At 45.7% G+C, this 13379-nt stretch carries 10 protein-coding genes; 4 read left to right on the plus strand and 6 right to left on the minus strand.

What is annotated here, in order from left to right:
• Positions 1 to 210: 210 nt before the first annotated feature.
• From NXS09_RS05600 to NXS09_RS05615, 4 genes are all read right to left on the minus strand, one after another.
• The gene (locus NXS09_RS05600) at positions 211 to 1134 is read right to left on the minus strand and encodes a CobW family GTP-binding protein (protein ID WP_259291572.1); all 924 of its coding nucleotides are present in this window, start codon (positions 1132 to 1134) and stop codon (positions 211 to 213) included.
• Positions 1125 to 1592 carry a Fur family transcriptional regulator gene (locus tag NXS09_RS05605; protein WP_289623071.1) on the minus strand — a complete coding sequence of 156 codons (468 nt, stop codon included), beginning with the start codon at positions 1590 to 1592 and terminating at the stop codon, positions 1125 to 1127. The genes NXS09_RS05600 and NXS09_RS05605 overlap by 10 nt, the downstream gene beginning before the upstream one ends.
• 149 nt (positions 1593 to 1741) lie before the next feature.
• Positions 1742 to 2485 carry a toxin-antitoxin system YwqK family antitoxin gene (locus NXS09_RS05610; protein ID WP_259291573.1) on the minus strand — a complete coding sequence of 248 codons (744 nt, stop codon included), beginning with the start codon at positions 2483 to 2485 and terminating at the stop codon, positions 1742 to 1744.
• A 9-nt stretch (positions 2486 to 2494) separates the two neighbouring features.
• On the minus strand, positions 2495 to 3844 hold the full coding sequence (locus NXS09_RS05615) for an aldehyde dehydrogenase family protein (RefSeq protein ID WP_259291574.1): 1350 nt from the start codon (positions 3842 to 3844) through the stop codon (positions 2495 to 2497).
• 938 nt (positions 3845 to 4782) lie between these two features.
• Here NXS09_RS05615 and NXS09_RS05620 point away from each other — a divergent pair.
• Together NXS09_RS05620 and pntB are read left to right on the plus strand one after the other, a co-directional pair.
• A complete protein-coding gene (locus tag NXS09_RS05620) occupies positions 4783 to 6324 on the plus strand; it encodes a Re/Si-specific NAD(P)(+) transhydrogenase subunit alpha (RefSeq protein ID WP_259291575.1) in 1542 nt (513 codons plus the stop codon).
• An 11-nt stretch (positions 6325 to 6335) separates the two neighbouring features.
• Positions 6336 to 7718, plus strand: a complete 1383-nt coding sequence (gene pntB / locus NXS09_RS05625) for a Re/Si-specific NAD(P)(+) transhydrogenase subunit beta (protein WP_259291576.1) — start codon at positions 6336 to 6338, stop codon at positions 7716 to 7718.
• Positions 7719 to 7856: 138 nt separating this feature from the next.
• Here the strand turns inward: pntB and NXS09_RS05630 are convergent, their stop codons facing one another.
• Positions 7857 to 8771, minus strand: a complete 915-nt coding sequence (locus tag NXS09_RS05630; protein WP_259291577.1) for an NAD(P)H-hydrate dehydratase — start codon at positions 8769 to 8771, stop codon at positions 7857 to 7859.
• 102 nt (positions 8772 to 8873) lie between these two features.
• On the opposite strand from NXS09_RS05630, the gene NXS09_RS05635 reads away from it, so the two are divergent.
• Positions 8874 to 9533 carry a cytochrome b/b6 domain-containing protein gene (locus NXS09_RS05635; RefSeq protein WP_259291578.1) on the plus strand — a complete coding sequence of 220 codons (660 nt, stop codon included), beginning with the start codon at positions 8874 to 8876 and terminating at the stop codon, positions 9531 to 9533.
• 72 nt (positions 9534 to 9605) lie between these two features.
• On the opposite strand, the gene htpX is transcribed toward NXS09_RS05635, so the two are convergent.
• Positions 9606 to 10451 (minus strand): protease HtpX, encoded by an 846-nt coding sequence (htpX, locus tag NXS09_RS05640; protein ID WP_259291579.1) that lies wholly within the window; start codon positions 10449 to 10451, stop codon positions 9606 to 9608.
• Positions 10452 to 10785: 334 nt separating this feature from the next.
• On the opposite strand from htpX, the gene glnD reads away from it, so the two are divergent.
• Positions 10786 to 13356 (plus strand): [protein-PII] uridylyltransferase, encoded by a 2571-nt coding sequence (gene glnD, locus NXS09_RS05645; RefSeq protein WP_259291580.1) that lies wholly within the window; start codon positions 10786 to 10788, stop codon positions 13354 to 13356.
• Positions 13357 to 13379 lie beyond the last annotated feature (23 nt).

Genomic DNA, 13379 nt, shown 5'->3' on the forward strand with positions numbered 1-13379 from the left:
TTTAGTCTATGAGTTTCAGACGGCCTGTCTGAAGATGATTGTGTGATATTGCCGAAAAAATAAAACCATAAAGATTTTAATAGAATTCACCTGCCTACGCTACTGATATACGGTAACAGTAATAACCACGCCCTATTCTATGATGATAAGGCCGTCTGAAAACAATGAATCAATTTTGTTTCAGACGGCCTCATAATCGTTATCAATAATTTATTCCAAAGCTTCTTTCAGCTTTTGTTCGATTAAATCGGCATCGAACGATTTGGCAATCAATTCAAAACGGCTATCACGCCGCCATGAAACTTGGTTGGCACCCCATCTGCCATCAACCCAATTGAGCCATACCCAAGTGCCCAACACTTGAAACACACCTTTGGCGCGTATCAAGCCTTCGGTCATTTTCGGCAATTCATCAAAGAAACGGGTTAAACGTTCGCCGTCAAAATCTTTTCCAGCCGGAAAGGTAAAGCCTTGCGACTGATAGCCCATAGTATTATCCGGCAATGCTTTTAAGCGGTAGCGCGATTTTTCGACAACGGGAATATCCAACCATTCGATATTCATTTTGGCATTTTCCACCTCAACCACTTTGGCTTTAGGCGGAAACAGTTTGGCCGCTTTTTCGCGGAAATCGGCCAATATTTCAGGCGTGCATAAATCGGTTTTACTGGCGACCAAAACATCACACACGCCGATTTGGTCTTTATATAGTGCTTGTTGCGCATAATTCGGATCAACAAACTGGCGCGGATCCACTACGGTAAAAACGGCTGCAATATCCAATTGTTCGTTAAGCGGTTTTTCTTTTAGTTCGTCAATCACACTGGCCGCATGCGCCAAGCCGCTGGCCTCAATCATCAGACGGTCGGGTTGGGTATCGCGCAGCATTTTTTGAACAGTCGTCGATAACTGCGGCCCTGCGGTACAACACAAACAACCGCCGGCAATTTCGGCAACCGGAATGCCGTTGTCACTCAATACGGCGCCGTCAATACCGATTTCACCGAATTCGTTCACAATAATCACCCATTTTTCATTAGGGTCTTTTTGTTCCATCAAACTTTTTAAGGCAGTGGTTTTCCCTGTTCCGAGAAAGCCCGAGATCAAATGGACTTTGGTTTTTTTTATTGGCATTTCTTACAAACTCCTGTTAATACAACGTGTTCCTCTTTAAGAGAAAATCCACTTGCTGCTACACCGGCACGCAAGGCCGCCCATTCTTTACTGAGCGTTTGTTCGTCGACCGCGCCGCATTCGGTACAAACCAGAATAAAGGCACTATGGTGTGCGGATTCGTCTTCATCATGACAATGCGTATTGCAATCGTGTTGGGCATGGCTGCACAACACATAGCCGTTTACGGCGGCAATTTTATGCAATACGCCCTGCTCCGCCCAGAAATCCAAGGCTCGATAAGCAGTCGGCGGTGCAACCACGCCATCACTTTGTTGCTGCATTTGCGAAAGCACGTTATACGCTTTAATCACACCGGAAGATTTTAAAATAATATCAAGCACTTGTTCACGCAATGCGGTGACTTGTGCACCGTCATGTTTGGCTTGGGCAAGGATTTTTTCTTTGATAGTGCTCATAATCAAACTTAAACTACCTGCTGTTGGTGGTAATGATTTTATTATAACCCTGTTACAGAGTGAATGGTTAAAGGCCGTCTGAAAACCTTTTCAGACGGCCTTATATATTAAAAAAACATATCGAATTTAAATATGCAATATTATCCTGCTTATTCGGATAATACATACCCCTCGTCATCCCAGATGGTTTTTTTCACCAAAGTGCCGTTAAAATAAACCGTTTCCGATTTTTTGGCACCATTGGGATGCCAATCTAATATCACACCGGTGCGGCGGTCATCTTCAAAAGTCATTTCAGAAAGCAGCATACCGTCTTCATTCCAGCTGACAATACTGGTCGGCTTACCGTCTTCCATCAACATTTCCGCTTTCGGCTGACCATTGGGATACCACTGCTTCCAATAGCCGTTGGCTTTATCATTTTTAAACTGAATTTCGCTTTCTTTATTTCCATTGCGATAATAACGCGAACCGACTCCCTCATTCATACCTTGTACATAAGGGATAACGGCCGATTTTTTACCGCTCGGATACCAACTGACCCATTCACCGTCGGGCTTACCGTTTTTATAGTGGCCGACTAATTTTTTCCGGCCGTTAAAGTGCCAGAAAGTCACCGTACCGTTTTCCAAAGTAGGTACAAACACTTTAACTTGACCCACCGGTATCTGATAGGGATCGGAATATTTTTTCATAGACGGATAATAAAAATCCTGCACATTAGCGATTTTATCTTTCACATCGTAATGGCGCACATACGCCACCGACGACATGGCATCGGTTACCTGTCCCTGTCGGTTAAAATATATTTCTTGTTCTTCTTGTGCCACAGCCGCCTGAGGCATTCCCACAAGCACTGCGGCTGCAACACCTGCATACCATAATGGTTTCATTTTAGTTATCTATTTCTGCCAATAAGACTTTATATTTACAAACTCGTATAAACCGAACTCCGACAACTCCCTGCCGTAGCCCGATGCTTTAATCCCGCCGAAAGGCAACCGTAAATCACTGCTGGTATGGCGGTTGATATAAACGGCACCGGTTTCCAGCTTGGATCCGTATGCCCAAGCTTTATCATTGTCTTGCGAATAAATACTTGCACCCAAACCGAACGGCGTATCATTGGCCAATGCAATCGCATGCTCTTCGCCCAGTGCCCGTATAATCGAAGCCACAGGGCCGAACACTTCTTCATGATAAACACGGCAATGATGGTTTACCCTATCCAATACCGTAGCGGGATAAAACCACCCCGGTTCGGTTACTTCCGGAATTTCGCCGCCACACAACAAATCAGCTCCGTTTATCAAGGCATCAATAACTTGGGCATGTATCATTTCGCGTGCATTACGGCTATGCAGCGGTGCCAATGTGGTTTCCGGATCCATCGGATCACCGGTTTTCAACTTCGCACATTCTGCTAAAAACAAGGCGATAAATTCTTCGGCTACCGATTCGGTAACAATAATCCGTTTGGCCGCATTACAAGATTGCCCTGCATCACGAAAACGCGAATAACACGCATCTTTTGCCGCCAGTTCTAAATCGGCATCATCCAATACAATAAAGGCATTGCTGCCACCCAGCTCTAAAACGGTTTTTTTCAAATAAACCCCGGCTTGTGCAGCCAACCGCCGCCCAGTATCGGCCGAACCGGTAAAAGCTAAAGCATCGGTACAGCCAATCGCTTTCCGAGTATCATGATGATCTAACCAAGCCGGTATAAACGGCAAATCATCACCGACAATCTCAAACAAAGCCTCTGTTACTTTGCCCACACTCGGTGCCGGTTTAACGGCACACGCATTACCGGAACACAAAGCAGGGACGGCAAAACGTAAAATCTGCCATACCGGATAATTCCACGGCATCACCGCAAAGATGACGCCTAAAGGTTCGAACCTTACCTGACTAAGACTCGCCTGAGTCGCAATAGTTTTATGTGCCAGCAATTCCGGCGCAATTTCTGCATAATAACGGATGAGTGCCAAAGATTTATCCAGCTCGGCTTCGCATTCACGCAAACAGCGACCTACTTCTTCGCATATCATCACCGCCAACCGGTTCCGATTGGCCTCCAATCTATTGGCAAACAGTGTTAATAGGTCGGTTCGTTCCTTTAAGCTTAAGGCAGAAAAAGCCAGTTGCCGCTTTCGTAACTGTCTTAGTTCATATTCGAACTCATCCCACTCTTGTGGCATACGCTCGTATAAAATTTCTCCGGTCAGAATATGCCTGCTACGAAACACGGCCTGCTCCTAAAAATACGATAGTGAAAAATTTTGTTAAACAATACCGTATAAAATAAATAAACGTTTGAATGAGTTATTCTACCATTGTATTTATCATTTTAAATGCCATTTAAAAAAAAGATGCATTATTTTCTAAGTTTATAAATATGAAACCTTAGATAATAGTGATTATATACCTTTATATATCAAATATATAGCTATAATAATATGATTAATATAATTTATTTCTTCATATCATTCATTATATTTTTTACTAAATAAACCGCTAACCTAACTTAGTTAAGATATTTATTTTATTTGTAATATAACCACTCTTTAAATATCTAAAAATATTTTATTTATTACAATAAATAATCACTTTATTTATACTTTCTATGTAGTTTCACCTTTTTGCCATTTCCAGTAACCAAATCGACACCATTGATACTTATCAAAATCATATTATTCTTGTTTCAAAGCTACTAAAAAACGGTGAATTTGTCTGTCCTCCACAACCCTTATACAGTTGCAAAACGGGGATTGGTATCCGTTACATAAGTAAGAGTATATCGGGATTGCTGTCCGACTTAGTAGCTTTTTTCATAGTATTTTCAGCACCGCCATTAGGCGGTATTTTTATTGCTAACATACGATGTTTTTAAATAAAGATAACTTCTTTATGGCAATTATTATTATAAAAATATACTTAAGCTACTCAATCAAAACAAATAACTGCCTCAATTAAGGTATTATCTGAAAACCATACCATGCAGCACGTTATGCCTATTATTTCCTAGGTTTTAATAGACAACCCATCTATTCATTATATGCAAATGTTCTATCTGATTTCTAAATAGATTTTAAGTTGTATTCTTGCTTAAAATTCGCTATAAAGAGGATATTAATTTATTATTTTATTGTTTACGTTTTTAAACGTGTTTGGAAAGGAAATCGATATGAGAATTGGTATTCCGAAGGAGTCCCTTGCCGGTGAAACCCGGGTCGCCTGTACCCCTACAACGGTAGCCCAGTTGCAAAAATTGGGCTTCGAGGTGGTGGTCGAGAGCGGCGCCGGTGCATTGGCAAGTTTGGATGATGCTGCCTATCAGGCAGCCGGTGCAACAGTAGCCGATACCGAAGAAACATGGGCTTGCCCGCTGCTTTATAAAGTTAACGCGCCTACCGAAAATGAAATAGGCCGTCTGAAAGAAGGACAGACCCTAGTCAGCTTCTTCTGGCCGGCACAACATCCCGACTTGGTGCAAACACTGGCAGAGAAAAAAGTTAACGTATTGGCTATGGATATGGTACCGCGTATTTCGCGTGCACAATCTCTAGATGCCTTATCTTCTATGGCCAATATCAGCGGCTACCGTGCCGTTATCGAAGCGGCCAACGCGTTCGGCCGTTTCTTCACCGGTCAGATTACTGCTGCCGGTAAGGTACCGCCGGCACAAGTATTGGTGATTGGTGCCGGTGTGGCCGGTTTGGCCGCCATCGGCACGGCAAACTCGCTCGGCTCGGTTGTCAGGGCATTCGATACCCGTTTGGAAGTGGCCGAGCAAATCGAATCGATGGGCGGTCAATTCTTGAAACTCGATTTCCCGCAAGAATCCGGCGGCAGTGGTGACGGCTATGCCAAAGTAATGAGCGAAGAATTCATCGCCGCTGAAATGAAGTTGTTTGCCGAGCAGGCCAAAGAGGTCGATATTATTATCACCACCGCCGCTATTCCGGGTAAACCCGCACCGAAGCTGATTACCAAAGAGATGGTTGAAAGCATGAAAGCCGGTTCGGTGATTGTCGATTTGGCAGCGGCTACCGGCGGTAACTGCGAACTCACCAAACCCGGCGAACTTTTTGTTACCGACAACGGCGTGAAAATTATCGGTTATACCGATATGGCCAACCGTTTGGCAGGCCAATCTTCACAGCTTTATGCTACCAACCTGGTGAACTTGAGCAAATTGCTCAGCCCCAATAAAGACGGTGAAATCACTTTGGATTTCGAAGATGTGATTATCCGCAATATGACGGTTACCCGCGACGGCGAAGTCACCTTCCCGCCGCCCGCCATTCAGGTTTCCGCCGCACCTCAGGCTCAAGCACAACCGCAAGCTGCGCCGGCCGCCAAACCGGAACCGAAACCGGTTGCAGCATGGAAAAAACTGGCTCCTGCGGTTATTGGTGCGATTTTGGTTTTGTGGATGGGTGCCGTTGCGCCAACCGAGTTTTTAAACCACTTTATCGTTTTCGTTTTAGCCTGCGTGATTGGTTATTATGTGGTTTGGAATGTCAGCCATTCGCTGCATACCCCGCTGATGTCGGTAACCAATGCCATTTCCGGCATTATCGTTGTCGGTGCGTTGCTGCAAATCAGCCAAGGTAACGGCTTGGTATCTTTCTTGGCATTTGTTGCCATCTTGATTGCCAGCATCAATATCTTCGGCGGTTTCTATGTTACCCGCCGTATGTTGAATATGTTCCGTAAAGGTTAAGGAGACGCATAATGTCACATGGATTAGTTACTGCGGCATATATCGTCGCCGCAATTTTCTTTATTTTCTCACTGGCCGGTTTATCCAAACAGGAAACGGCTAAAAACGGCTGCTATTCCGGTATGATTGGTATGGCAATTGCCTTGATTGCCACTATTTTCGGCGACAATACCGCCGGCTTCGGTTGGATTATTATCGCCATGATTATCGGTGGTGCAGCCGGTATTTACAAAGCCCGCAAAGTAGAAATGACCGAAATGCCCGAACTGATTGCCTTGCTGCACAGTTTTGTCGGTTTGGCCGCCGTTTTGGTAGGCTTCAGCAGTTTTATCGAACCGGGCGATGTGTCTTACGATATGGAAACCATTCATTTGGTTGAAGTATTCTTAGGCATCTTTATCGGTGCGGTTACCTTTACCGGTTCGATTGTGGCTTTCGGCAAACTCAACGGTAAAATCAGCAGTGCGCCTTTGCAATTGCCGCATAAACACAAGCTGAATCTGGCCGCTTTGGTGGTATCGTTTATTCTGATGCTGATTTTTGTTTCGGTTGACGGCAGTTGGACGGCTTTGATTCTGATGACCTTAATCGCATTGGCTTTCGGTTGGCACTTGGTGGCATCTATCGGCGGCGCGGATATGCCGGTTGTGGTTTCAATGTTAAACTCATACTCCGGTTGGGCCGCTGCTGCTGCCGGTTTTATGCTCTCCAACGACTTACTGATTGTTACCGGTGCATTGGTCGGTTCAAGCGGTGCGATTCTGTCCTACATTATGTGTAAAGCCATGAACCGCTCGTTTATTTCCGTGATTGCCGGTGGTTTCGGTACCGACGGCTCCGCTCCTGCTGCCGATGGTGAAATAGGCGAATACCGTGAAGCTTCACCGGCCGAAGTAGCCGAAATGCTGAGAGAAGCCAACAGTGTTATCATCACTCCGGGTTATGGTATGGCAGTAGCACAGGCACAATATCCTGTTGCCGAAATTACCGAATTGTTGCGTAAAAACGGTGCGGAAGTACGTTTTGGTATCCATCCGGTGGCAGGCCGCTTGCCCGGCCACATGAACGTATTGCTCGCCGAAGCCAAAGTGCCTTACGACATTGTTTTGGAAATGGACGAAATCAATGACGACTTCCCCGAAACCGATGTGGTGTTGGTGATTGGTGCCAATGATACGGTTAACCCCGCTGCCGAAACCGATCCGAATTCACCGATTGCCGGTATGCCGGTGTTGGAAGTTTGGAAGGCCAAAGAAGTGGTGATTTTCAAACGTTCGATGAATACCGGTTATGCCGGTGTACAAAACCCGCTCTTCTTTAATGAAAACAGTGTGATGTGTTTTGGTGATGCCAAATCTACCGTTGATGAAATTTTGGCCGAACTGAAAAAATAAACCATGCGTATCCGGATAAAATACCGGATAACAACCCAAACACTTGGCCTGATTTGGCCAAGTGTTTTTTAATGATATAAGGCCGTCTGAAAAAAGTTTCAGACGGCCTTATATAGATTTGAATATTTGAAACTGTATTTAATCAGAAGACCCATGTGCGGGATGATGCATGCGGATAATCTGATTGCGCAACCAACGTGCTGCCGGCGCCACCTCGCCGGCCACGATTCCGGTTTCACCGATTTCGGAATCACGCAACACATCTGCTGCCGCACCATGTAGCCAAACGCCTCCACACACTGCCTGCCAAGTTTCTATCCCTTGAGCCAGCAGGCTGCCGATAATACCGCTTAACACATCGCCGCTACCTGCCGTTCCCAAACCAGGGTTACCGCTATGGTTGGTGTATAACTGACCATTGGGATCGCATACCAAAGTTTGGTTGCCCTTTAATACGGTATAAGCTTGAAACATTTCACTGATACGCTGTACCGCCGCCACCCTATCCGCCTGTATTTCGGCAGTGGTGATACCAAGTAGGCGCGCCGCTTCGGCCGGATGAGGGGTAAGTACCAGTGTATGATAGTCTTGTGCCGATTCTTCCAGTTCGGTCTTATGCCTTGCCAAAAGGTTCAGGGCATCGGCATCCAGCAACAGCGGTTTATCCGAATCGGCTTCCAAACGCATCTGTACAATATGCAAGGCATCGTTGTACACATCCAAACCACAACCCACTACCCATGCACTGATGTCCTGCCTTCGTTGCAAAACCGCAGCCGTCGCCAACATAATTTCAGGATGTTCGGGAATAACAGGCAAAGGCAGCATATTTTGATTAAACCCGGCCCATACCTTGCCGCAACCGTTATAAAGCGCGGCTGTTGCCGCTAGAATAATGGCACCGCTCATACCGACCGCACCGCCGATAACGGCCAATGTACCATGCGTTCCTTTATGGCTATCGGCATCACGCGGTATAAAAATATCGGGAAAGTGTGTTGCAGCCTGAACTTGCTCGGATAAATGAAAACTTCGATAAGAGCTTGAAAACATCGCGATTTCCTACTTGTAAACAAATCTATTACAATATTTTCAGACGGCCTTATCAAGCCGTCTGAAACAACACAAACCATCATATAAGAATCAGGATATATTATGAAGCAAAAACTCAAAGTGTGGGATTTACCCACCCGCCTTTTCCATTGGAGCTTGGTATTGGCTATCGCTTTTATGTGGTATAGCGCGAAAACAGGCGGTAATTTGCTGGCATGGCATTTGCGTGTCGGGTTGTTTATATTAGGCTTGATAATATTCCGGCTCTGTTGGGGCCTTTGGGGCAGCGACACCGCCCGTTTTAAAAATTTTGTACGCGGCCCCGCACAAATCAAACGCTATCTGAAAGGCGAAATCAGTGAAAACGAACAACCCGGCCATAATCCATTGGGGGCATTAATGGTACTGGCTTTGATTGGTGCGGTATTATTTCAGGTCGGCACGGGTTTATTGACACCCGATGAAAATACTTTTGCATATCACGGCTATCTTAATCATTGGATAAGTGAAGATGCCGGTAGTGCCATTCGGAAAATACACATCACCTTTTTCAATATTTTATTGGCTTTAGCCGCTTTGCATATTGCTGCGGTGCTGATGTATAAATGGGTGAAAAAACACAATTTGATTACCCCCATGATAAGCGGTTATAAATATTTGGAAGGTAAATTACCGATTTTGAAATTTGCCGGAACGGGTAAATTCTTGGCAGCATTCATCATTGCCGTAGCCGTGGTTGCCATCATATTATTTGTTGCTTAAATATAGTGTCTATACTATCAAACAGGCCGTCTGAAAAAGTTTCAGACGGCCTGTTTGATTCAAATTAACTTCTTAAAATTGTTGTTTCAAGCGTTCGATACGGTTGTTTAATGTAGGATGCGAACTAAGCAGCGAATCTTTTTCTTCACTGGCAATACCCATAGCCGCCATCTCTTTGGGCAAGTCACTGGCATTGCCTTTCAAGCGTTGTAAAGCAGCAATCATTTTCGGCGCCCCTACCAAACAGGCCGCACCTGCATCGGCACGGTATTCGCGTTGGCGGCTGAACCACATCACAATAAAGCTGGCCAGGAATCCGAATACCACTTGTAAAATCATGCTGACCATAAAATAAGTACCTTGCGAGGTGCTGCCGTTTTCATTGCGGGCCACCATGCTCGAAACCACACGCGCTAGAAATACCACAAAAGTATTGACGACACCTTGAATCAGGGTCAAAGTCACCATATCGCCGTTGCCGACGTGTGCCATTTCATGCGCCAATACCGCTTCGACTTCATCTCTGGTCATATGGTTGAGTAATCCGGTGCTGACGGCAACCAATGAATTATTTTTGCTGGCGCCGGTTGCAAAAGCGTTAGGCTCCGGTGAATGATAAATGGCCACTTCCGGTGTTTTTAAATTCCATTGGCGTGCTTGGTGTTCAACCGTTTGCAATAGCCATGCTTCGGTTTCATTATGCGGTTGGGTAATCACTTCTGCACCAACCGAACGTTTGGCCATGGTTTTGGACATCAGTAAAGAAATAATGGAACCGGTGAAACCGATAACTGCCGAATAAATCAGCAGGCTGACCAAATCATTGGGATTTGCACTCACCCCAAGTATGCTAAGCACAATGCCAATAACAACCAAGACCGCAATGTTGGTCATTAAAAATAAAAAAATACGTTTCACAGATTTTCCTTCGGAAGTGGTAATTTATATATTTGTATTTGTGGCGATTCTATGTAACGTGTAAATTGTCGCAAAAAACATGCATTTCGCAAAGAGAGCATATAGAAAAGGTATGCAAATTTATGACTTTATTTACCGCCGTTTATCTGTTTATTTTAACCGTTTGTGCATTTATTACCCTTTTTATCAGATAAGTATGGCAGAGAATCGGCATATTTGATTGTACACTCGATAAATCAATCAGATAATAAACATTTCATCCAACACTCTAAATTATTGATAAATAATATGAAGGCCGTCTGAAACAATTCAGGTTGCCACAATGGAAACTATTATGCAAGCTATTATTCAAGCCGCACTAGATAATCTGACTACCCAAAAGCAGCAGGCGATCGACAGTTATCGCGCCAAACAACGCCCTGCCGTCTTTTTTGCCCGATACGGGCGGGCACTGAGGCAGACATTAACCCTATTGTGGCAGCATCAGTTTGCCGACAGTGCTTTGTGTTTGCTGGCAACAGGCGGCTTCGGGCGTGGTGAAATTTATCCCTATTCCGACTTAGACTTAGCCATTGTTTCCGAGCAAGCCCTTACCGAAGACGAACAAGACGCCATCAGCCGCTTTATACAAACCCTTTGGGATATGCACCTTGTGCCTGCCCTCAAAGCCGGCAGCGTTGATGAATTGTGCGAAAGCGCCGCCGAAGACATTACCGGCGACACCGCTTTTCTCGAAGCCCGTTTTCTGGCGGGTAATGAAGCACTGGCAGAACGTTTTCTGCACCAAATGAACCTGCAACGCGATACCGCTTCGTTTATCGAAGCCAAATGGGTCGAAATGGAACAGCGCCATGCCAAATCGCAAGGTTCGGCCGCCGTATTGGAACCGAACATCAAAACCAGCCCGGGCGGTTTGCGCGATATTCATACTATGTTTTGGATTGCCAAAGCACAAGGTTTGGATACATTCTTAAGTTTGTCTTCTTCCGACGATATCCTCACCCATACCGAAGCCACTATGTTGCTTGACAGCTATAAACAGCTTGCCGCCATACGCATCAATCTGCATCTGGCAGCGGGCAGACAGGAAGACCGCCTGATTTTCGATTTACAATCGCAAGTTGCCGAAAACATGGGTTGGCAGGATGGCGAACGGCGGATTAAAAGCGAAAAACTGATGCGGGTATTTTACCGTGCCAGCAAAACCGTTACCCAACTGAACGGTATTTTGTTGCCGATGCTGCGCGGCCGTGTTTTTTCACTTCTGCGCCAATTTGTCGGTTTGATTGACGACCATTATTATCAAATCGATAATCAAATCGCGGTATACGACAAACAACTATTTGAACGCGAACCCGAACATTTATTTAAAATTCTAGAAATTATTCAAACCCATAACAATATCGACACCATCGCCCCGCAAACCTTGCGGGCATGGTGGGCGGCAACCTTCAAAATCGATCAAAATTTTTACAATAACCCCGCCAACCGCCAACGCTTTATCGGCTTTTTCAAACATGGCGAAGGGCTGACCCACCTGATGCGCTTTCTAAATCTATACGGCGTATTAGAACGTTATCTGCCCGCATGGAAAAATATTGTCGGCCTGTTGCAACACGATTTATTCCATATCTATCCGGTAGACGACCATATCCTGACCGTATTGCGTAATGCCCGTCGCTTGGCGATGGATGCCCATAGCCACGAGCTGCCTTTTGCTTCCGCACTGATGCATGGTTTTGAGCGACAATACATTATCTATCTGGCTACTATGTTTCACGATATCGCCAAAGGACGGGGCGGCAATCATGCCATCGAAGGCATTGGCGACGCCCGCCGTTTTGCCGCCGACCATTTTTTGGATGAAGAGGAAAGCGAGATACTTTGTTGGTTGGTGGAAGACCATCTATTGATGTCTTCCGTTGCCCAAAAAGAAGACATACAAAACCCCGATGTCATCGGCCATTTTTGCGAACGTGTGAAAACGCAAGAGCGCCTAACCGCGCTTTACCTGCTCACCGTAGCCGATATTCGCGGCACCAACCCCAAACTATGGAACAACTGGAAAGCCGGCCTATTTGAAACGCTGTTTCACGCTGCCAGCCACCGTTTGGCAGGCGGAAAAGACAACCGCAGCGCAATGATCAGCCGCCGCCAACAAGCCGCAACCGATCAACTCAACCACGCCGGCACGCCGGAAAAACTGCAAAAGCAACTTTGGCGCATGCTTGGCTCGGCTTATATTGTCCGCCATGAAATGCACGATATCCTTTGGCATACCGCCAACCTTATCCACCATATAGAACAACCGTTGGTACGCTGCCGCCTGTTTGATCCTGAAGGCGATGCTTTGCAGGTGATGGTTTTTATGCCGAATGCACCGCGCCTGTTTGCCCGACTATGCCGTATTTTCAATCATCACAATATGGATATTTTGGCCGCCCGTGCGTTTATAACCGATCACGACTATATTCTCGACACTTTCACGGTGCAAATGCCGCCGCAACACACACCGGGCGATTATCTTGATATACAGAGCGCACTCGAAGCCGAGATCAATAATTTTGTTCACGGCTACGACACCACCGAAAACCATGCCACCCTCCGACCCGTGCCAAGCAGCCGCCGCAGCCGCCATTTGCCGATAGCACCGGTTATCCGCCTGAATTCCGATCAAGACAATCCCGACTGGTACACATTGGAAATTGTCGCCGTCGACCGCCCTTATCTGTTGGCGGATATGGCCGAAATCTTTTCCGCACAAGATATCAGCCTGCGTTATGCCAAAATTTCCACTTTGGGCGAACGGGCGGAAGACGGATTTGTGATTTTCAGTACCGCCTTAGCCAACCCTAAAAAACAGCTTGCATTAAAACGGGCATTGTTTGAACAGTTAACAGTTTAATCAACCCATTTTTATCCGGAGCA

This window comes from Neisseria montereyensis (assembly GCF_024834045.1).
Classification (GTDB): Bacteria; Pseudomonadota; Gammaproteobacteria; order Burkholderiales; family Neisseriaceae; genus Neisseria; species Neisseria montereyensis.